Origin of the sequence: Serratia symbiotica (Periphyllus acericola), from assembly GCF_964019515.1 — a bacterium.
GTDB lineage: Bacteria > Pseudomonadota > Gammaproteobacteria > Enterobacterales > Enterobacteriaceae > Serratia > Serratia symbiotica_D.
The window spans coordinates 1,823,563-1,842,904 of sequence record NZ_OZ026452.1 but is presented as its reverse complement, the minus strand read 5'-3'; the positions used below and the strand labels follow the sequence as shown (position 1 = coordinate 1,842,904).

The 19,342-nt window shown below is 51.5% G+C and carries 14 protein-coding genes, 2 tRNA genes and 7 pseudogenes; 15 read left to right on the top strand and 8 right to left on the bottom strand.

Translation table 11 applies throughout. The annotated features are described in order from the left end of the window. Positions 1-144: 144 nt before the first annotated feature. Both AACL06_RS10105 and ruvX read left to right on the top strand, forming a co-directional pair. Complete coding sequence (locus AACL06_RS10105; protein WP_339038409.1) at positions 145-708, top strand: YqgE/AlgH family protein; 564 nt, start codon at positions 145-147, stop codon at positions 706-708. Next, positions 708-1,130, top strand: a complete 423-nt coding sequence (gene ruvX, locus AACL06_RS10100; protein ID WP_339037120.1) for a Holliday junction resolvase RuvX — start codon at positions 708-710, stop codon at positions 1,128-1,130. The genes AACL06_RS10105 and ruvX overlap by 1 nt, the downstream gene beginning before the upstream one ends. On the opposite strand, the pseudogene AACL06_RS10095 reads toward ruvX, so the two are convergent. After that, positions 1,093-1,864: pseudogene (locus AACL06_RS10095) on the bottom strand (type IV pilus twitching motility protein PilT). The gene ruvX and the pseudogene AACL06_RS10095 sit on opposite strands and share 38 nt — an antisense overlap. A 20-nt stretch (positions 1,865-1,884) precedes the next feature. On the opposite strand from AACL06_RS10095, the gene AACL06_RS10090 reads away from it, so the two are divergent. The 6 genes and pseudogenes from AACL06_RS10090 (at position 1,885) to hemW (ending at position 6,084) form a co-directional block, all read left to right on the top strand. After that, the gene (locus tag AACL06_RS10090) at positions 1,885-2,592 is read left to right on the top strand and encodes a YggS family pyridoxal phosphate-dependent enzyme (RefSeq protein ID WP_339037116.1); all 708 of its coding nucleotides are present in this window, start codon (positions 1,885-1,887) and stop codon (positions 2,590-2,592) included. Between the two features lie 16 nt (positions 2,593-2,608). Further along, a pseudogene (gene proC, locus AACL06_RS10085) lies at positions 2,609-3,412 on the top strand (pyrroline-5-carboxylate reductase). Positions 3,413-3,449: 37 nt separating this feature from the next. Continuing rightward, positions 3,450-4,004, top strand: coding sequence for a YggT family protein (locus AACL06_RS10080; RefSeq protein WP_339037114.1), 555 nt, complete (start codon positions 3,450-3,452; stop codon positions 4,002-4,004). Then, positions 4,001-4,294 (top strand): DUF167 domain-containing protein, encoded by a 294-nt coding sequence (locus AACL06_RS10075; RefSeq protein ID WP_339038407.1) that lies wholly within the window; start codon positions 4,001-4,003, stop codon positions 4,292-4,294. Before AACL06_RS10080 ends, AACL06_RS10075 begins: the two co-directional genes overlap by 4 nt. A gap of 25 nt (positions 4,295-4,319) precedes the next feature. Beyond that, a complete protein-coding gene (rdgB, locus tag AACL06_RS10070; RefSeq protein WP_339037112.1) occupies positions 4,320-4,913 on the top strand; it encodes an RdgB/HAM1 family non-canonical purine NTP pyrophosphatase in 594 nt (197 codons plus the stop codon). Next, complete coding sequence (hemW, locus tag AACL06_RS10065; RefSeq protein WP_339037110.1) at positions 4,906-6,084, top strand: radical SAM family heme chaperone HemW; 1,179 nt, start codon at positions 4,906-4,908, stop codon at positions 6,082-6,084. The genes rdgB and hemW overlap by 8 nt, the downstream gene beginning before the upstream one ends. 12 nt (positions 6,085-6,096) lie before the next feature. Here the strand turns inward: hemW and AACL06_RS10060 are convergent. Beyond that, positions 6,097-6,213: pseudogene (locus AACL06_RS10060) on the bottom strand (IS5/IS1182 family transposase); the annotation flags it as partial. 369 nt (positions 6,214-6,582) lie between these two features. On the opposite strand from AACL06_RS10060, the gene AACL06_RS10745 reads away from it, so the two are divergent. After that, positions 6,583-6,663, top strand: a complete 81-nt coding sequence (locus AACL06_RS10745; protein ID WP_425336944.1) for an IS1 family transposase — start codon at positions 6,583-6,585, stop codon at positions 6,661-6,663. Next, positions 6,653-6,817 carry a hypothetical protein gene (locus AACL06_RS10050; RefSeq protein WP_339037108.1) on the top strand — a complete coding sequence of 55 codons (165 nt, stop codon included), beginning with the start codon at positions 6,653-6,655 and terminating at the stop codon, positions 6,815-6,817. The genes AACL06_RS10745 and AACL06_RS10050 overlap by 11 nt, the downstream gene beginning before the upstream one ends. A 233-nt stretch (positions 6,818-7,050) precedes the next feature. Here AACL06_RS10050 and mltB read toward each other — a convergent pair. Both mltB and glk read right to left on the bottom strand, forming a co-directional pair. Next, a pseudogene (mltB, locus tag AACL06_RS10045) lies at positions 7,051-8,152 on the bottom strand (lytic murein transglycosylase B). 225 nt (positions 8,153-8,377) lie between these two features. Further along, positions 8,378-9,342 (bottom strand): annotated as a pseudogene (gene glk, locus AACL06_RS10040) (glucokinase). Positions 9,343-9,594: 252 nt separating this feature from the next. On the opposite strand from glk, the gene AACL06_RS10035 reads away from it, so the two are divergent. Continuing rightward, entirely contained in the window at positions 9,595-10,782 is a 1,188-nt protein-coding gene (locus AACL06_RS10035) for a NupC/NupG family nucleoside CNT transporter (protein WP_339037105.1), read from the top strand. 255 nt (positions 10,783-11,037) lie between these two features. Here the strand turns inward: AACL06_RS10035 and AACL06_RS10030 are convergent. Together AACL06_RS10030 and gltX are read right to left on the bottom strand one after the other, a co-directional pair. Continuing rightward, positions 11,038-11,113: transfer RNA gene (locus AACL06_RS10030), tRNA-Ala, on the bottom strand. A 207-nt stretch (positions 11,114-11,320) separates the two neighbouring features. Beyond that, positions 11,321-12,736, bottom strand: a complete 1,416-nt coding sequence (gene gltX, locus AACL06_RS10025) for a glutamate--tRNA ligase (RefSeq protein ID WP_339038405.1) — start codon at positions 12,734-12,736, stop codon at positions 11,321-11,323. Positions 12,737-13,029: 293 nt separating this feature from the next. Between gltX and AACL06_RS10020 the strand changes: the two genes are divergently transcribed. Then, positions 13,030-13,105, top strand: a tRNA-Val gene (locus AACL06_RS10020). Between the two features lie 426 nt (positions 13,106-13,531). On the opposite strand, the pseudogene AACL06_RS10015 reads toward AACL06_RS10020, so the two are convergent. Continuing rightward, positions 13,532-14,441, bottom strand: a pseudogene (locus tag AACL06_RS10015) (IS5 family transposase). Then, positions 14,374-14,535, bottom strand: a complete 162-nt coding sequence (locus AACL06_RS10010; RefSeq protein WP_339037056.1) for a hypothetical protein — start codon at positions 14,533-14,535, stop codon at positions 14,374-14,376. The pseudogene AACL06_RS10015 and the gene AACL06_RS10010 overlap by 68 nt, the downstream one beginning before the upstream one ends. 311 nt (positions 14,536-14,846) lie before the next feature. On the opposite strand from AACL06_RS10010, the gene lrp reads away from it, so the two are divergent. The 3 genes and pseudogenes from lrp (at position 14,847) to lolA (ending at position 19,321) form a co-directional block, all read left to right on the top strand. Next, the gene (gene lrp / locus AACL06_RS10005; RefSeq protein ID WP_339037102.1) at positions 14,847-15,341 is read left to right on the top strand and encodes a leucine-responsive transcriptional regulator Lrp; all 495 of its coding nucleotides are present in this window, start codon (positions 14,847-14,849) and stop codon (positions 15,339-15,341) included. Between the two features lie 129 nt (positions 15,342-15,470). Beyond that, positions 15,471-18,526: pseudogene (locus AACL06_RS10000) on the top strand (DNA translocase FtsK 4TM domain-containing protein). A gap of 183 nt (positions 18,527-18,709) precedes the next feature. Further along, positions 18,710-19,321, top strand: coding sequence for an outer membrane lipoprotein chaperone LolA (gene lolA, locus AACL06_RS09995; protein WP_339037099.1), 612 nt, complete (start codon positions 18,710-18,712; stop codon positions 19,319-19,321). Positions 19,322-19,342: the final 21 nt, after the last annotated feature.

The following is a 19,342-nucleotide window of genomic DNA, read 5'->3' as shown; positions in this document are numbered from 1 at the left end:
CAATGCTGGCGGAAAACCGCCTGCCATTGCCCCTTTCGCGCCGTGATTGTCGGTTTAGGCCAGGCTATGGCTTGAAAGGTTACGGGTATGACCGCATACTGGCGGTTGTTTAATTTATCCCCCATCAATCACCCTGATAACGCCATGAATCTACAGCACCATTTTCTGATCGCCATGCCATCACTTCAGGCTTCTTGCTTCACACGATCGGTTATTTACATCTGCGAGCATAATGAAGAAGGCGCTATGGGGTTAGTGATCAATAAGCCGCTGGAGCAATGCACGGTAGCGATGGTGCTAAACAAGCTGAAGATTATGTCCCAGACACGCGATCCGGCGATCAACCTGGAAAAACCGGTATTTGCTGGTGGCCCATTGGCAGATGACTGCGGCTTTATCTTACATACGCCATGCCAGGGCTTTGGTTACAGCATGGCGATCTCAGAGCAAACTATGATTACCACCTCGAAAGACGTGTTGGAAACATTGGGTACTCCAGAGCAGCCGGATAATGTGCTGGTAACGTTGGGCTATGCCGGTTGGGAGCCAGGCCAATTGGAGCAGGAAGTGCTGGAGAATGTTTGGTTGACCCTCGAAGCTGACACCGACACTCTGTTTCATACGCCGATCGCCAAGCGCTGGCATGAGGCTGCCAACCGCTTGGGCGTCGATATCCGCAGCATCGTCAACCACGTAGGACACGCCTGATGAGCAATCGCACCGTTATCGCCTTCGATTTTGGCAGCAAAAGCATTGGCGCGGCGATTGGCCAGGAGTTGACAGGCAGCGCCCGCGCACTGGCGGATTTCAAGGCGCAGGCTGGTTCACCAGACTGGCAGAAAATCGCCAAACTGCTGCAAGAGTGGCAACCGGATCTGGTGGTGGTTGGCTTGCCGTTGAATATGGATGGTAGCGAGCAGCCGGTGACCGAGCAGGCACGCAAGTTTGCCAATCGCCTGCATGGTCGTTTTGGTGTGCAGATTGCCTTGCATGATGAGCGTTTGAGTACCGTTGAGGCCCGCGCCAACTTGTTTGATCGCGGCGGCTTCCGTGCTCTGGATAAGGGTAGGGTAGACTCCGCCTCGGCGGTGGTTATTCTGGAAAGTTGGTTCGAGCGTCAGCAGGGCTAAAACCGCCTGCCTCCGCGCCATTTCCGCCCAGCAAACCTGCCTCGATCCGCTGTTGCAGCCCTTGTTCAAAGCTCTGCATGCCGGACTGAGCCCCCGTTTGCAGCACGCTGTTAAGTTGATGGGTTTTGCCTTCGCGGATCATGCTGTTGACTTCTGCAGTTGCGGTTAGCACTTCAAAGATAGCCACCCTTCCACTACCGGGGCGTCCTAGCAGCTTTTAGGCGATCACTGCCTGCAAGCTACCTGCCAATTTGGCGCGGACACAGTGCTTTTCCTCGGCTGGAAACACGTCTACTAGTCGCTCAATCGCCTGCGCTGCGGGTATGCAGTGTCGCCAGCACAAAATAGCCGGTTTCCGCTGCGGTAAGCGCCAGACGTATGGTCGCGGTATCCCCCAACTCTCCCAGCAGGATCACATCCGGATCTTCTCTTAGCGCAGCGCGCAATGCCCCATTGAAACTGTGGCTGTCACGGCCAATTTCACGTTATTGAACCAACGAACGCTGGCTGTGATGAATAAATTCGGCCTGCCCTTGCTGCTGTAGCTCACGGCGTTGCGGGGAGGCCAACAGTGCATCACACCAGGCTAACATCTGTTCTGCCGTTAGGTTTTCCGCCCCTGCCAGCAGCTGCAATTCGCTATCAATGCGCAACATTGGTGTATGGCCAGTATAAAGGTGCAGATCGGAGGCATTATGCTTTACACTAAGGGCGACTAATTCACCGATATCCATATCAATCTCCTGGGTCAATTATGCGTACTATCCAACAGAATCTAGAGGATGTCCGAAACAGCATTGCGACTATGTCGCAAGACTGCGCGCGCGCGCCAGAAGAAGTGACCTTGCTTGCCGTCAGTAAGACCAAACCTGTGGCGGTGATCGCTAAAGCTATCGCTGCGGGTCAACGCACATTTGGTGAAAACTACGTGCAGGAAGGGGTGGACAAAATTCAGCATTTCGCCGCTTTGCAGGAAGGGACGGCGTTAGAATGGCACTTTATCGGCCCACTACAATCGAATAAGAGCCGTCTGGTGGCGGAACATTTCGCTTGGTGCCAGACAGTGGATCGGCTACGTATCGCCCAGCGGCTGAACGATCAGCGCCCGGCCACGATGACACCGCTTAACGTGCTGATCCAAATAAATATCAGCGATGAGCAGAGCAAATCTGGCATTGTACTGGATGCGCTGCCAGCGCTGGCCGAGGCGATCGTCGCGCTGCCGAACCTGATGCTGCGTGGGTTGATGGCCATTCCTGCTCCGGAAGTGGTTTACCCACGGCAACTCGCAGTGTTCTGCCAGATGAACGATGCTTTTCTAGCGCTACGGCAACGTTACCCGCAGGTAGACACACTGTCGATGGGCATGACCGATGACATGGCGGCGGCTATCGCCGCAGGCAGCACCATGGTACGCCTAGGCACTGCAATTTTTGGTCACCGTGGTTATTCACCCGCCTGACAAAAAGAGGGATTTGATGCAATATCGCAAGATTACCCTTATTGGTGCTGGCAATATGGCGCGCGCTATCATCGGTGGCCTGGTGGCGGACGGTTATCCGGCCAAATTAATCCGTGTTTGCGCCCCCACAACCAAGAACCGGGATGTGCTGATGGCGAACTTAGGCATCGTCAGCAGTGGTTATAATATCGCCAGCGTGCGCGAAGCCGAAGTCGTGGTGCTGGCGGTTAAACCACAGATGATGGCGGAGGTGTGCCAGCCACTGCGGGAACACGTCGACTTTATTGGCAAGCTGGTACTGTCGATCGCCGCAAGTACCCAGGGCAGCCGTTTCTATCAACTGTTGAGCGACAAGCTAAGCTTGGTGCGCATCATGCCAAACACCCCATCACTGGTTGGCAAAGGCATGAGCGGGCTGGATGTGCCACCGCAGGTGAGCCCGCAGGATCGTGAATACACCTTCGATCTGATGATTGCGGTCGGCAAAGTCTGCTGGGTTAATGACGAAAACGGCATCAATGGGGTGATCGCCGCAGCGGGCAGCGCCCTGGCCTATTTTTTCCTGTTTATGGAAGCAATGTAAAATGAGGCCGAGCGTATGGGGTTTGACTGCCAAACCTCGCGCTATCTGGTGCAGCAGGCTGCCGCCTTGGTTGAAGCCAACCCTAATACGCCATTGTCCACGCTGCGTGAGCAGGTGACTTCCAAAGGTGGCACCACCGCTGAAGCGCTGAGGGTGTTTAACCAACAGCAACTGCTGAAAACCGTAGCCAAAGCTATGCAAGCGGCGGTATCGCACGGGAAGGAAATAGAAAAATAATTTTAAATAACATAATTTTAATGGGAAGGGCTGTAACATGCTAACGCTGACTTTTTTAGTCAAGACCGTTACTGATCTTTACGTGATGGTACTACTACTGCGCATTTGGCTGCAGTGGACGCACATTGATTTTTACAACCCGTTCTCACAGTTTGTGGTCAAGATCACCCAGCCAGTGGTCGCTCCGCTGCGCTGTATCATCCCTTCGCTGGGACCGATTGACAGCGCCTCGCTGATGCTGGCGTTCCTGCTGATGACCATCAAGTACCCACTACTGCTGCTGATCCAGGGGGGCGCGATATCGCTTAACCCGTATAACCTGCTGTTTGGTTTGATCTCGTTGGTCAAATCCGTCGGTTACTTGATATTCTGGGTGATGATTATCCGTGCGCTGATGAGCTGGATCAGCCAGGGGCACAGCCCGATTGATTATGTGATGTACCAGTTGACCGAGCCGTTGATGGCACCGATCCGTCGTATCATCCCGGCGATGGGTGGCATCGATTTTTCCGCTATGGTGGTGATCTTGATCTTGTATCTGCTCAACTATTTGGGCATCGATCTGTTTGGCGAACTGTGGTTCTTGCTGTGAGTGCAGTCATCCCCGTTGCGGATGTGCTGGCGATCAGGTTATATATCCAGCCGAAAGCCAGCCGCGATCAGATCAGCAGTTTGCATGGCGACGAAGTTAAAATTGCCATTATCTCCCCGCCAGTCGACGGCCAGGCCAACGCCCATTTGATCAAGTTTCTCGCCAAGCAGTTCAAAGTGGCGAGAAGTAACGTCACCATTGAGAAAGTCGAACTGGGGCGGCATAAAAAATTACGCATCATTCATCCGCAGCAGATCCCCGCCGTGGTCGTGGCGCTATACACAGCATAATCGAATCATTTTTAAGGTAGTAGCTATGCAAAACGTTGTTCTTGCCACCGCTAACCCAGGCAAAGTGCGTGAATTAGCCGATCTGTTGGCCGATGTTGAATTTAAGGTGGTTGCACAAACGGAACTAGGTGTCGATCCCGCCGAGGAAACCGGCCTGACGTTTATCGAAAACGCTATCCTGAAGGCGCGTCACGCGGCGCAGGAAACCGGCCTACCAGCGATCGCGGACGATTCTGGCCTGGCGGTGGACGCGCTAGGCGGCGCGCCGGGCATCTACTCTGCTCGTTACGCGGGGGATGACGCCTCTGATCGGCAAAACCTCGACAAATTACTCGCGGCGCTGAAAGACGTGCCGCAGGGCAGCCGTGGGGCGCAATTCCACTGCGTGCTGGTCTACATGCGCAATGCACAAGACCCCACACCGCTGGTGTGCCATGGCAGTTGGGTGGGTGAAATCACCATAGGAACCCTGGGTGAAGGCGGCTTCGGCTATGATCCAGTCTTCTACCTACTAGAGCTGGGCCGTACTGCCGCCGAGTTGAGCCGCGAGGAGAAAAGCGCGCTGTCGCACCGTGGTAAAGCATTAAAGCTTATGCTGGCTGCCATGCGCAATGCTTAAACTGCCCCGGCTGAGTTTGTACATTCATATCCCGTGGTGTGTGCAGAAATGCCCTTACTGTGACTTCAACTCGCATGCGTTGAAGGAGGAGGTGCCGCATCAGGAGTATGTCGATCACCTGCTGGCCGATCTGAATGCCGATCTGCCGCTGGCGGGGGATCGTGAAATCAACACCCTTTTTATCGGCGGCGGCACCCCCAGCCTGTTGAGCGCCGAAGCGATGCAGGCGTTACTAGACGGCGTGCGCTCACGCATCCGCGTTGCCGATGACGCTGAGATCACTATGGAGGCCAATCCTTGCACCGTCGAGGCCGATCGCTTTAGTGGCTACCAGCATGCTGGTGTAAACCGCATTTCGATCGGTGTGCAGAGCTTCAACGCTGAGAAGTTAATCCGTCTGGGGCGCATCCATGGTGCGGAAGAGGCTAAACGTTCGGCGCATTTGGCGACTGGCCTCGGTCTGCTCAGCTTCAACCTCGATTTGATGCACGGCCTGCCAGACCAGTCATTGGAAGACGCGCTGGATGATCTGCGCCAGGCGATCGCCCTCAACCCGCCACACCTGTCGTGGTATATGCTAACCATTGAGCCGAACACCCTGTTCATTTCGCGCCCGCCGGTGTTGCCGGACGACGACGCGCTATGGGATATCTTCGAGCAAGGCCATCAGTTGCTAAGTGACGCCGGCTATCAGCAGTATGAAACCTCGGCCTATGCTAAGCCGGGTTATCAGTGTCAGCACAATCTCAATTATTGGCGTTTTGGCGACTATTTGGGGATCGGCTGCGGTGCGCACGGCAAACTGACTTTCAGCGATGGCCGCATCCTGCGCACGGCGAAGACCAAACATCCGCGTGGTTTTATGCAGGGAAAATATAGGGACAAACAGCATGAAGTGGTGCTAGCGGATCGGCCGTTCGAATTCTTCATGAACCGCTTCCGCCTGCTAGAGGCTGCGCCACGCGCCGATTTTGTCAACTACACCGGACTGGCGGAAAGCGCCATCCGCCCGCAGTTAGAGGAAGCGCTGATGAAAGGTTATCTGAAGGAGACGCCGGAATATTGGCAAATTACCGAGCAAGGCAAGCTATTCCTCAACGCGTTGCTAGAGTTGTTCCTGGTGGACGAGGCTTTGTTAAATAAATCAGATTTTGGGTCAGCAGCCCCTTGACAGCTCCGACGTTCAGGCAATGCGCCCTCTTTTTGGCATACCAGCCTTGGTCATTTTATTCAGAGCACGCACTTTGGCCAAAGCCTCTGTAACCTGAACCTGACCCTCGTAGTCATGTAACGTTTGCGATACGTGATCTGATCCTGGGCGAGGGCAAAAGTTCGATTTATTCAACAAAGCTGCTGAACGAATATAACAGCGAACGCCCCCATGGACTCCTGAATAACCTGACGCCGGAAGAGTACCGGCTGATGGCTGAAAACCCGGAAATCTCAAAAAGTGCGTGGAAATAAGACAGGTGTGTTTACCGTTAAAAAGATAAATTGCACGGATCACTTGTTGGTCACAAGTAACGGGGAATTGAACATTGTGCTGACATCATAATAATCGGGTGATGATTCCAACTAGTAGAACATATGCTAGAACATATGCTTTTCGATAGGGGATTCATATAACTGGTTGAATATGATATATATTAAGTGCTTTTGAGTTTTGTTCATGGTCAGCGTTAATGTTCATTGTCCCCGTTGTGATTCTGCTCTGATCTACCATCATGGTCAGAACGGCGTTGTTGAATAAATCGAACATTTGGCCGGCACGAGGATCAGATCACTCTCCTGCTGTCAAAATAGCGACATTCCGTGGCCCAGAAAAAGTTCAACATCACCAACTGGAAGGCTTACAACAACGCCCCTCAAAGGGTGAAGAAACATCAGACCACGCTGTCCGATGAGATCAAACGCAAGATCATACGGATGTTTGCCCTCAGCACGAGTGACAAAGCTATCAGTCAGGAAATTTACGGCGGTTCCAGCGTACAACCCCAATGTGGGTTCTCCACTCGGTTACAAGCAGAGCGATGTCGCCGCAGAGCAATGGCATCTGCGAAGAGTTCCACAAAACGATGTTCTTAGTGGGCAATTTATGTTAAGAGTCGCCATCAATAAATGATGGTTGCAGTGATTTTTAGCGTGACACAGATTGATGAAAGCTTTCGAATGAACCGCGCGCCGAGCGCCCCACCGCTTTACCCAGCTGCCATACCACCATCGCATAATAAGTGCTGTGGTTATAGCGAGTAATAGTGTAGAAGTTAGGCAGGCCGTACGAATACTGATAGCCAGTGCCGATATCCAGACGCAGTAGGCTAGCCTGATGATTGTCGCCCAACGATCCCTGTTGGCTTAAACACGCCGCTGCCAGGCTGTCGATCGGGTAACGGGTTTTGAAGCTATGCTCCAGCCCAGGAGCCTGAGCATAAGCCTGTACCGCCACCGCTCCGCTTTTGACCCAGCCGTGCGCTTTGAAGTAGTTAGCAATACTGCCGATGGCATCCACCGCTTCCCATAGGTTAATATGACCGTCACCATCGAAGTCAACCGCATACGGCTTATATGAGGAAGGCATAAACTGGCCGTAGCCCATAGCGCCGCCAAATGAGCAGCGCAGTTCCAGCAGATCATTCCACTCCGTGTGCGACATCAGTAGGAATGTCTCTAACTCGCCAACGAAATAGTCGGTGCGACGTTAATAGTCGAAGGCCAACGTTGCCAAGGCATCGATAACGCAGGTTTTCCCCATTACCTGCCTCCAACGAGTTTCAACCCCAATAATACCAACGATGATTTCCGGTAGCACACCATAGACCTGCTAAGCGCGTTGCAGGGCAGCTTGATACTTGTTCCAGAACGCCACGCCGTTTTGCACGTTATCCGCTGTGATAAATTTGTTGCGGTGGCGCAACCAAAAGCCGTTAGGGCAAGCTGGTTCCTGTGTGGTGGGGGTTGGTGCTTGTTGTTCCATCTGCCGCAGCACCGAATCCAGCCGTTTGGTCTGCGCCAGCAAGTTGTGTAGCTGTTGGCGATCAAAACCGCGCTCTCGCACCATTTTATCTATAAAGCGCGCCGTATTTAGGTTGTAGGCAAAATCCCAACTTGGCGGTTTGCCACTGTGGGCAGGCGTCAGCAAAAAGCCGCCTTTCTCCGTGGTTGCGCTGAGGCAGAGTGGTAGTCGTGACGCAAGCAGCCAGCAAGGTGATCAGAGGGAGGAGAGCAACCAGATAACGCATCAGATATTTATACAACCCTGCAAGGAATAAGTGGGAACTATGTTAATCCATTGGTGCAGCGTGAACAAACAGGATTAAGAATCCTATCCCAGTGGGTGTACGATTGTTGCAGCCAGTTTGGACACCGACAGCGCGAAACAGCCGCAGCGTACAGGGAGTACGTGTGGAGGGAGAGCACTTCCCAGGGCCATAATAGCAAATAAAATAGCCTAATGGGAGAGGTTATTACAAATGCATACCTAGCGTCTGGTGCAGATGAGCGCCGACTCCTAGTAACCCTGGTTGACTGTGGGTGATCATAAACACTGGGATGTCATGCACATAGTCCTTAAAACGTCCTTTGTCTTCAAAAGCGGTACGGAAACCGGACGTTTTAAAAAACGCTATAAAGCGCGGAACAATGCCTCGCCGACAATATAAACGCCGCCAAAAGCGCCCAAATTCAGCGCCAGATTACCGCCGAAACGCCCCATAATCACGCAGAACAGTGCCAGAACGCGTCGGAAATCAATGCAACTGTTTGCCAATGCGCGTGTATTGACGTCTTGCGGCTCCAACGGCTCCGGCAAACGATTATCCAACTTGACAATGGCACAGTAAAGATTGACAAATCCTGGGCTAGATAGCACCCTTTCAGCGGAAACGTGCCCCATTTCGGCACGCAGCACCGCCAGAATGAGATCCTCTTCTTCGCTGTTCGGCGCGAAATCAACATGGCCGCCCTTACCTTGCAAACTGACCCAGCGCTGGCTAACATGCACAAGATGAGCAACACCCAGCCCAGTGCCTGCACCGTATACCGCGATCGGCTTATCCTTCTGTGCGCTGCCGCTACCAAATTGCAGCATATCGTCTTGCGATAAAATCGGGATCGCCATCGATACCGCAGTAAAATCATTGATCACTTCCAGGTGTTTCAGCCTTAGGTTGGCTTTCATCGCTTTGATCGAGAATGCCCAACTATGGTTGGGCATCGCCACCCAGTCTTCGGACACTGGACAGGCAGTAGCAATGCAGGCATCTTGCACCCTAACCTGGTATTCCTTCAGGTATTAGCGGATCGCCGCATTCAGACTTTCAAACTCTAGGGCAGTATAGGTTTTTGCCTGGATAATCTCACCCGTAGCAACAGTGCACAGCGCTAAGCGGGAATTTGTGCCACTAACATCCCCCACCAGCGCACAGATCATCACCATCTTTTCCGCAATATGAAAAATAATAAAAAGCTACCCACACTGTAAAATCCCGCAGCAAAAATAACACTAGCACAAGAATATAATTTTCATACAAATGTTATAACATATTGATTTTTAATCAAAAAATTTATAATTAAGAATATTCCCACTGGAAATTTGCATATTTTTAATAGAAGTCTCGTTTTTAAATGCAGCGTTACATAGAATGACGTCCAAAGTCCAACCAGCCTCATATTTGGAGCAAGCATGTCCCCTTTTGTGCACTTTGCGTTAGCTTTGATGGTGGTGGCGATTTTGGCGCTATTAGTATGCCAAGATCGCAAAGATATCCACATTAGCTACATTATTAAATTATTGATCATTGAAGTACTGCTAGCCTATTTTCTTCTGCATTCGGAAGCGGGTTTAGGCTTTGTAAAGGGATGTGCAGCATTGTTCGACAAACTACTAGGATTTGCTGGGCAAGGGACTGATTTTGTATTCGGTGGCATTGCAGAAAAAAACCTGGCATTCTTCTTCCTGAAGGTACTGTGTCCCATCGTCTTTATCTCTGCACTGATTGGTATTCTGCAATACATCAAGGTGTTGCCGTTTATTATCCAGATTGTCGGTACCGTGCTATCAAAAGTGAACGGTATGGGTAAGCTGGAATCGTTCAATGCCGTCAGTTCGCTGATCCTTGGTCAGTCTGAAAATTTCATCACTTATAAAGATATCCTGAGCAAGATGTCAGAAAAGCGCATGTACACCATGGCAGCAACCGCGATGTCTACGGTTTCCATGTCTATCGTCGGTGCTTATATGACGATGCTGGATGCCAAATTTGTGGTAGCAGCATTAGTGCTGAACATGTTCAGCACCTTTATCGTGCTGTCATTGGTCAACCCGTATGACATCAGTAAAGAAGAAGATCTGCACTTGGGCAACCCGCATCAAGGCCAAAGTTTCTTTGAAATGCTGGGTGAATACATCCTGACTGGTTTTAAAGTGGCGATTATCGTTGCTGCGATGCTGATCGGTTTTATTGCCCTGCTCGCTGCGCTCAATGGCCTCTTCAGCGCCATCTTTGGCCTGAGTTTCCAGCGCATCCTCGGTTACTTCTTCTATCCGTTCGCTTGGATCATAGGTGTCCCTAAACACGAAGCCTTACAAGTCGGCAGCATCATGGCGACCAAGTTAGTCTCTAACGAATTTGTGGCGATGATGGAGCTACAAAAAGTCTCTGCCGAACTGTCACCACGCAGCACAGGCATCCTGTCGGTGTTCCTGGTTTCCTTCGCCAATTTTTCTTCCATCGGCATCTTGGCTGGGGCGATCAAAGGGCTGAACGAACATCAGGGCAATGTGGTGTCACGATTTGGTCTGAAGCTGGTATATGGTTCAACGCTGGTCAGTATTCTGTCTTCCGCTATAGCAGGTCTGGTGCTCAGCTAAACGGCACCGCGAAAATGTGACTAGGTATCCGGTGTCAGTTAAGGGTCCGTTGACCAATTAAGTGGCGGTGTAAAATCCGGAAACGAGAAATGTTTCCGGATTTTTTCGCAGAGAAACAATCTGATGCTAAGAAGTAGGACTTGGTAGCAGGAGTTTAGTACGATAATTAGAGGCTAAAGATAGCCAGAAGCAGAATAAGAGTAGGATATAGAGTAGGATGATGGGGAGATTGGGGTAGAAGATACGCTTTAATAGTGGTGGAGCTAGACGGGATCGAACCGTCGACCTCATGCATGCCATGCAGGCGCTCTCCCATCTGAGCTATAGCCCCATTCCACAGCGCGGTTGTGCTGCGAACGGGGCGCATGATATGAAACCCCAGAAACACTGTCAACGGCTAAATGGAATTCCTCGATCAAGCGCTGAAAAAGCCGCCAAATTAGCCTGCTTAACGCCCAAAATCGTCAATAGAGGCTAGCTAGATCGTCACGCGAGATCGTTCCACGGGGTGGCTTGATTGATACCGCACGATGAGCAATCAACACTGCGCTTCGCGCTCGGCGATGTATGCCAACGCCCTATCGATACGCTGTAGAGAACGCGCTTGGCCGATCGCATATACAGTGACGTCCATGCCAGGCGATTGCCCAGCCCCTGTCACTGCTACGCGCAGCGGCATGCCGACCTTGCCCATCCCCACACCCAGTTCATCTGCGGTATCCTGAATAGCGTGGTGCACATTTTCCGGCGTCCATGGGCTGATGGTTGCCAACTTGGTACGCACCGCTTCCAGCGGCTGGCGGGCGACCGGTCGCAAGTGTTTCTTGGCGGCATCGGCGTCGAAATGGTGGAATTCTTCATAGAAGTAGCGGCAAGACTCAGCCATTTCTTTCAAGGTTTTGCAACGTTCACCCAGCAGCTTAACGATATCTTTCAATTCAGGGCCATTGCGGGTTTCCATACCCAGTTTATCAACGTGCCACGCCAGATGTACCGCCACTTCTTCCGCGGGCATATGGTTGATGTAGTGATGATTTAGCCATTGCAATTTCTTATTATTGAAGGCGCTGGCGGACTTGTTAATCGCATCCAGGGTAAAGAACGTTTTCATATCATCGAGGGAGAATATTTCTTGATCGCCATGCGACCAACCCAGACGCACCAGGTAGTTCAGCAACGCCTGCGGTAGGTATCCATCATCACGATACTGCATCACCCCCACTGCACCGTGCCGCTTGGACAGTTTCTTGCCGTCGTCGCCGAGGATCATCGAGACGTGCGCATATTCCGGCACCGGCGCACCCAGCGCTTTCAGGATATTAATCTGGCGTGGGGTGTTGTTGATGTGGTCTTCGCCACGGATCACATGGCTGATTTCCATATCCCAGTCGTCCACCACCACACAGAAGTTATATGTTGGCGAACCATCGGTACGGCGGATGATCAAATCGTCCAGTTCCTGATTACTGAATTCGATTGGGCCACGGATGTTGTCGTCAAAGATTACCGAGCCTTCCTGCGGATTGCGAAAGCGTACCACATGCGGTTCATCATCAGTGTGGCTGCACTGGCTATCACGGCAGTGGCTGTCATAACGTGGCTTTTCACCGTTTGCCATCTGCTTTTCACGCAACGCGTCTAGACGTACTTTGGAGCAATAACATCTATAGGCTGTACCCTGCACCAGCATGTCGTCGATCACCGCGTTGTAGCGGTCAAAACGCTTGGTCTGGAAGTAGGGGCCTTCATCCCAATCCAAATTCAACCAGTTCATGCCAGCCATAATTGCTTCGATCGCTTCATGAGTGGAACGTTCCAAGTCAGTATCTTCGATTCGCAGAACGAACTCTCCGCCTGCATGGCGGCTAAACAACCAGGAATAAAGCACAGTGCGGGCACCACCGAAGTGCAGATAGCCGGTAGGACTCGGCGCAAAACGGGTTTTGATTTTCATTGGGTTCACTGCCTTATTACGCAACGCGTGTCAGCAGTTTGCCAACGGTTGCTCGGAATTTAAAAACGTGGGCGACATTGTATCACCACGGGCTAATTCCTCAACGTTGACACGATATTTCGCTGGCTAATTCCGCGCTCTCTGCGGCTGGCTTCACATGACGATGAGGCAAAATTTGGCATTGCTGGCGATAATGATCGCACCCTGCATAATTTTACGCCGAACGATTGAAATCATTTTAAAAACCATTGACTCACTTTGAACTATCCCTATAATGCGACTCTAGTAAGTTGGGGCGATTAGCTCAGTTGGTAGAGCATCTCCTTTACACGGAGGGGGTCGGCGGTTCGAACCCGTCATCGCCCACCATCTTGTCAAACAGTAAGAAATGAGAACATCAGGGTGACTAACTCAGTTGGTATATCATCTCCTTTAGACGGAGGGGGCCGACGGTTCGAATCCCGCAGGACCCACCAATTCAAAAAAGCGCCTTCTTTTAGGCGCCTTTTTGCATTTTCAGCTTGAAACACCTTTCTCGGTCAACCCTACTTAGCATCCTTGCTATGTGTTCGCTACAGGGGATACTAATGGTTATCATTTTAATATTTTGCGTGGTAAATTATCGCTGTTATTTCACCAAGCCAATCTGCTAGCCAGATTGATACGCCTTTGTTTAAGAAAAAAGAAAGAGCTTGCTATGACACTATCCTTACGCCCTCTGCTCATTTATAGGCGCAAGCCTACTGCTCAGTGGTTGTGACCTGGACGATAAAACGGCTAATCAGCACGTGCCTTTCAGGCAAGGCATACACTTTCTGGCATACCGGCGAGCGTCATCTTGTTTAATGCACAGATCATGGCCAGCGCCTCTGCAACTTGCCCATCATAATCTCGCAGCGACAGGTGACCACCAAATAGCTGTTTTACTCTATACCTCGCTGTTGCCGCTATCGAACGTCTGTGGTAGCCTGTGATAATTTTCCACCGTGTGTTGTCTCCGGTAACGCGCCGGTTCGCCACCGCTTGATTTCGCTCTACATAGTCTGCCGACCAATAACGGGCTCCGCTGCTGGGCGGTATTAACGCCTTGAGCTTCTTGCCCCTTAACTCATCATCACACACTCGCGTATCCTAAGCCCGATCCGCCGAGGCGACTTTGATTTTACGGTACCTCTGGCGGATAAGACCTGGGAAGGCTTCGGTATCGGTGACATTGCTCAAGGAAAGGTCAGCACAGATGACCTCATGTGTTTCTGTATCTACGGCCAAATGCAGTTTTCGCCAGATCCGCCGTTTTTCCTGACCGTGTTTTTTTACCTTCCACTCCCCTTAACCCAACACGTTGAGCGTTGAGCCCGCTAGAGTCGATAACGAGGTGCGCAATTTCACCCAGCGTTGGGGTTTTAAACGGGACATGGCCGGACTTCGCCCGCTTACTGATGCAGGTGTCGTCCGGGCAGTTCAACGGCACTTTGATCAGTGTGATAATGGAGTCGCCGAAGCCCTGGAGGGCGCGAAGTGTCAGGCCGAAAATCCGTTTCAGCATCAATACGCTGGTGATTGCCATATCGGAATAATGTGGTGGGAGACCACGCAGAGAAGGTTTTGCCTCGCAGTACCAGGCGTGAAGTGCCGTTTCATCCCCCCAGCAAGTGAGTGAACCCCGAGTGATAAGGGCGTTGTTGTAAGCCTTCCAGTTGGTGATGTTGAACTTTTGCTGGGCCACGGAATGTCGCTATTTTGACAGAAGGAGAGTGATCTGATCCTCGTGCCGGCCAAAAGTTCGATTTATTCAACAACGCCTATTTTGCTTTGACAATCCACTACACATTTGCAAAAGAAAAAATCACACGAAGAAGAAATTATCCCTGTAACGCCAGAAAATCGTACCTATTTTTGTTATGCCATAGCGGCAACATTGCATCGTGGGAAGCGACGCGCAAGCGCTGGCAGGTTTTTGCTCAACGTTAGCGCAGACTGCGTAGTGTGCAATAATAAAAGCAGCAAAACATATGCAGGTAACAGGTCTTCGCTTGAAACTAGCTCTAGACACATTGACGTTGGCTAAAGCGTTGCGAGCGCAAGGAAGAAAATAAGAGAGACAATAATAATGGCAGAGAATAAGAAACGCCCTGGCAAAGATCTTGATCGTATCGACCGCAATATCCTAAACGAGCTACAGAAGGATCGCCGTATTTCAAACGTGGAGCTTTCGAAGCGTGTGGGGTTATCTCCAACACCCTGTTTAGAACGTGTGCGACGCCTTGAACGCCAGAGATTTGTTCATGGCTACACCGCATTGCTTAATCCGCATTATCTGGATGCCTCCTTGCTGGTTTTCGTCGAAATCACGCTAAATCGTGGCGCGCCGGATGTGTTTGAGCAATTTAACTCAGCAGTGCAAAAGCTTGAAGAAATTCAGGAGTGTCATCTGGTTTCCGGTGATTTCGACTACCTGCTGAAAACCCGTGTGCCGGACATGTCGGCTTACCGCAAGCTACTAGGTGAAACACTGCTGCCTTTACCGGGGGTTAACGACACCCACACTTACGTGGTTATGGAAGAAGTTAAACAGAGCAACCGTCTTGTGATCAAAACACGTTAAGGTGCAAAACCTAATTAAATTGGTTACACTCCTGTTTATTCATACAGTTTTATATCCATACAGTTTCAGTGCCGGGGAAGCGCCTCGGTGCTGCTGCTATGTCAACTACAGGAACCTGGAGAGCCTTTTTTGAGCCAGGAATATACAGAAGATAAAGCAGTTACCTTGAAAAAACTCAGTAGTGGCCAGCGTTTACTGGAGGCTGTGTTGATCGTAATAGCGGTTTTTGCCGTTTACCTTATGGTTGCGCTGCTCAGTTTTAATCCCTCTGACCCAAGCTGGTCGCAGACAGCGTGGCATGAACCTATTCGTAATTTTGGCGGTGGTATCGGTGCTTGGATAGCCGATATGCTGTTATTTATCTTTGGGGTGATCGCCTATGCGATACCGCCGATTATGCTGGTTCTGTGCTGGGTAGCCTATCGCCAGAAGCGCGGTAGCAGAGAATATAATGACTATTTTGAGCTCTCATTGCGTCTGATTGGCACGCTGGCGATGGTGTTCAGCTTCTGCGGACTGGCAGCGCTGAATGTTGACGATATTTATTACTTTGCATCGGGCGGTGTTATCGGTAGCTTACTAAGTAATGCCATGCTACCCCAATTTAGCGGTATTAGTGCTACGCTGGCGCTACTTTGTGTTTGGGCGGCAGGGGTGACGCTGCTCACCGGCTGGTCATGGCTGATGATCGCCGAGAAGATCGGTGGTGCGGTGCTGGGTGTTGCTACCTTTATGACCAACCGTTCGCGCTGCGAAGAACTCAATTACAGCGATAACAGTCGCTATGCCGTCGATGAGCCTGAACCCACAGTGCAAGGGGTGGCTACGCTAGATGACGATGTACTGTTATCCGCACCTAAAGTCTTTGTAGAAACTGCCGAAATAGCGTTGGCAGATGCCGGGAAGCCGCTGTTCAGCGGCATTTGCGCCAGCAATAACGAGGATGATTATAGTGAAGCTGCGCCGATTATTGTGCAGGCATCGCCGATGAGCGTTGAGTCGGCTTCGGTCGGCCAGCATCCGATGAACGCACCAGCGGAAAATACACTACCTCCGCTGTATTCATTTGAGATCCCAGAGGAAACGCCAGCACCTAAGGTGGCTCGCACGGTTGATCCCTATCAGCACGCTGATGAACCACGATGTGATAACAATTTTCCGGAACCTGATGCAACACCGCGGCGCGATCATTCGCTGTTTGATTTCTCCGCGACATCATAGAGCAACGTCAGCAGTTCATTTGCTGATTCAGCGGACACGCTGTTTGGCAGCAAGAAATCTCAGTTAACTGCGGGTGTCGCTAATACCTTTATGCCAGCCTTTGCCGCGACCTGCGATGGCAACCCGCAGGTTAAACAGGGAATAGGCCCTGAATTTCCCCGACCGAATCCGGTACGTATTCCCACCCGGCGCGCACTGGAATCCTATGGTATCAAGCTGCCTTCGCAGCGCGCCGCACTGCACCAGGCACACTATGGGCAACAGAAGCCTGCTGTGCGACCCCCTGCGGTAAGCTAAGTTGATACCTACAACGCTTTTAGTTTTTCCCCGATGGACGGTCTGGTGGACGATGATCCTAGCGAGCCACAGCTCAGTTTGTCACCCTCGTTGGAAGAGCGTACTGAACAGCAAAGTAATAGCCCTTGTTGTCAGTCTAAGCCTGCTGCACCACAACCTGAGATAGATTGCCTGATCCAACCGTTCCTGATGCGCAATATGCCATTGCAGAAGCCGACTACCCCGTTGCCAACACTAGCCCCGAAAGAGGTGGAACCGGTAAATTCCTTTGAGCTAGAACAAAAAGCACGCTTGGTGGAAGCTAGCCTGGCTGATTACCGGGTCAAAGCCGAGGTAGTGGATATTCTACCGGGGCCGGTGATCACCGGTTTCGAGCTAGATTTAGCACCGGGGATCAAGGCCGCGCGTATTTCCAACCTATCGCGTGATCTTGCTCGTTCACTGTCAACCTCAGCGGTGCGCGTGGTTGAAATGATCCCCGGCAGACCGTATGTAGGGCTGGAGTTCCCGAACGCCAAACGTCAAACCGTGTATTTGCGAGAAGTACTGGATTGCCCAGCATTCCGCGACAATCCGTCGCCATTGTCTATCGTGCTGGGTAAAGATATCTCTGGCGAGCCGGTGGTGGCCGAACTGGGCAAAATGCCGCACCTGTTAGGTACTACGGGTTCGGGTAAATCAGTCGGGGTCAACGCGATGATCCTAAGCATCTTGTATAAGGCGACGCCGAAAGAGGTGCGCTTTATCATGATCGACCCAAAAATGCTGGAGCTGTCAGTCTACGAAGGTACACCGCATCTGTTGACCGACGTAGTGACCGATATGAAAGATGCCGCCAATGCATTACGCTGGTGTGTGGCGGAGATGGAACGCCGTTACAAGCTGATGTCTGCATTGGGCGTGCGTAACCTGGCTAGCTACAACGAGCGCGTCGATCAGGCTGAAGCTATGGGCCGCCCAATCCCAGATCCATTCTGGAAAACGACAGATAGCATGGACATCACACCACCTGTGCTGGAGAAAGAGCCTTATATCGTGGTGATGGTTGACGAATTCGCCGATCTGATCATGACAGTCGGCAAAAAAGTCGAAGAGCTCATTGCCTGTCTAGCACAGAAAGCGCGTGCAGCGGGTATCCACCTGGTGCTGGCGACCCAGCGTCCGTCGGTGGATGTGATCACCGGCCTGATCAAGGCTAATATCCCAACACGTATTGCTTTTACCATATCCAGAAAGATTGATTCATGTACTATCCTTGACCAAGGCGGTGCCGAATCGCTGTTAGGGATAGGTGATATGCTGTATCTGGCACCGAACTCCTCAATTCCGGTGCGCGTGCATGGCGCATTTGTGCGTGATCAGGAAGTGCACGCCGTGGTTAAGGATTGGAAAGCGCGTGAGCATCCCCAGTATAAAGAGGGGATACTCAGTCGCCGTGAAGAGGGTGAAGGGAGTGCAGGCGGCATGGAAGGCCATGACGATCTTGATCCGCTGTTTGATCAAGCGGTAGAGTTCGTGGTGGAAAAGCGCCGTGCCTCCATCTCCGGCGTTCAGCGCCAATTCCGCATTGGCTATAACCGCGCCGCGCGCATCATCAAACAGATGGAAGTGCAGGGTATTGGCATAACGGCAACCGCAAGGTACTGGCACCACCACGGCAAGACTGACGCAAGTCTAACCACTGTGATTCAATTATAAAGAGCCGCTAAGCAGCCATTGTGCAAAGCAGTATAACCCCCGGCTTTTGCTTGTAATAGAAGTGGCTTCGGATAGGGTAACGGTGGTTAGGGGTAATTTGGTTCGCACGGCACCGCCTTACGTTTAGCGTATTTCATAAGGTATCTGGAATAATGAAAAAATTGTTAGTGGCCTGCTGTCTGCTTTCGGGATTTGCGTCCACCTCCGTGCTGGCTGACGCCACGCAGGATTTGCAAAATCGTCTGGCTAAAGTGGACAGCTTCCACGCCCACTTCTCTCAGACTATCACGAGTAGCGATGGCGCTGCGATTCAACAGGGCGCAGGCGAACTGTGGATAAAACGCCCGAACTTATTTAATTGGCACATGACCTCGCCGGATGAGAGTGTGTTAATTTCCGATGGTCAGACCCTATGGTTCTATAACCCATTCGTTGAGCAGGTAACGGCGACCTGGCTGAAGAATACCACCTGCAATACGCCATTTATGCTGATCATACGCAACAATGCCAATGATTGGAAACAATACCAGGTTAAGCAGAAAGGCGATGATTTTGAGCTGACGCCAAAATCCAGCAGCGGTAACCTGAAGCAGTTCACCATTACCGTGACCTATGGCGGCACTATCCGCAGTTTCGCTGCGGTGGAGCAGGATGGGCAACGCAGTACCTATGTGCTGAAAAGCCAGCAGGACGTTTCTGCCCATGCCACCAAATTCACATTTATCCTACCACATGGGGTGACGCTGGACGAGCAGCGTCAGTAAGGCATCAGTTAGTAATCTGTC

Bases quoted from the DNA above. Each gene is read 5' to 3' on its own strand.
- gltX (WP_339038405.1), bottom strand. From the start codon at position 12,736: ATGAAAATCAAAACCCGTTTTGCGCCGAGTCCTACCGGCTATCTGCAC.
- AACL06_RS10105 (WP_339038409.1), top strand. From the start codon at position 145: ATGAATCTACAGCACCATTTTCTGATCGCCATGCCATCACTTCAGGCT.
- AACL06_RS10080 (WP_339037114.1), top strand. From the start codon at position 3,450: ATGCTAACGCTGACTTTTTTAGTCAAGACCGTTACTGATCTTTACGTG.
- rdgB (WP_339037112.1), top strand. From the start codon at position 4,320: ATGCAAAACGTTGTTCTTGCCACCGCTAACCCAGGCAAAGTGCGTGAA.
- AACL06_RS10745 (WP_425336944.1), top strand. From the start codon at position 6,583: ATGGTCAGCGTTAATGTTCATTGTCCCCGTTGTGATTCTGCTCTGATC.
- lolA (WP_339037099.1), top strand. From the start codon at position 18,710: ATGAAAAAATTGTTAGTGGCCTGCTGTCTGCTTTCGGGATTTGCGTCC.
- hemW (WP_339037110.1), top strand. From the start codon at position 4,906: ATGCTTAAACTGCCCCGGCTGAGTTTGTACATTCATATCCCGTGGTGT.
- ruvX (WP_339037120.1), top strand. From the start codon at position 708: ATGAGCAATCGCACCGTTATCGCCTTCGATTTTGGCAGCAAAAGCATT.
- lrp (WP_339037102.1), top strand. From the start codon at position 14,847: ATGGCAGAGAATAAGAAACGCCCTGGCAAAGATCTTGATCGTATCGAC.
- AACL06_RS10090 (WP_339037116.1), top strand. From the start codon at position 1,885: ATGCGTACTATCCAACAGAATCTAGAGGATGTCCGAAACAGCATTGCG.
- AACL06_RS10035 (WP_339037105.1), top strand. From the start codon at position 9,595: ATGTCCCCTTTTGTGCACTTTGCGTTAGCTTTGATGGTGGTGGCGATT.